Source organism: Paracraurococcus ruber (genome assembly GCF_004353985.1).
GTDB classification, from domain to species: Bacteria; Pseudomonadota; Alphaproteobacteria; order Acetobacterales; family Acetobacteraceae; genus Paracraurococcus; species Paracraurococcus ruber.
On the sequence record NZ_SMOA01000648.1, the window covers coordinates 1 to 725 of the forward strand.

Below are 725 nucleotides of genomic sequence, written 5' to 3' on the forward strand. Positions count from 1 at the left end.
GCCGGGGCCGCCGCCTCGGGCGCCGGGGTGGCGGCCGGCGCCGCATCCGCCGCGCCCTTGCCCTCCGCCTCGGCGTTCAGGCGGGCGATCAGCTCGGAATCGTCGCCGGCCGGCTCGGCGCCCGTGCCTTCCAGCCCGACGACGATGACGCGGATGCGGTCGAGCGCGGCGAGGATGAGCGAGATGCCCTGCTGCGTGACCGGCCGCGTGCCGTCGCGGTAGCGGCCCAGGACGTTCTCGGCGGCATGCGCCACCGATTCCATCCGCGTCAGGCCCAGGAAGCCGCAGGTGCCCTTGATCGTGTGGACGATGCGGAACACCTCGGACAGGGTGGCGGCGTCCTGCGGGGTGCGTTCCAGCCGCACCAGCGCCGCATCCAGCGCGACCAGGCCCTCATTCGTCTCGGTCAGGAAGTCGGCGAGCAGGTCGTCCATTCTCGTCCCTCGGGTCCGGCGCCCTGGCCGGGCACAGCGCTGCGCGTCCCCCGGGCGACGAGCCGCCTGGCCGCCACCGGGATGCGCCGGCACTTTGCCGGGGCGGCGACAAAAATTCGTAAAGCGCAGCGACCTGGGCCGGCGGATGCGGGGCGCCGGGGGGCGCCCGGTGGGGGGGCTTCGGCGGCTCGGGGCGCCGTGCTGCCGGCCGGCCGTGCCGCTGCGCCCGGGCGCCGGTCGGACACCCGGGCCGCACCCGGCCCCCGATGGTGGACCGTCGCGGCCGGTGGC

1 protein-coding gene is annotated in these 725 nt (G+C 76.7%); it reads right to left on the reverse strand.

What is annotated here, in order from left to right; genetic code table 11:
- Positions 1-434 (reverse strand): Hpt domain-containing protein (locus tag E2C05_RS32280; protein WP_192912574.1); only part of this gene is annotated, 434 nt, incomplete at its 3' end.
- Between the last annotated feature and the right edge of the window lie 291 nt (positions 435-725).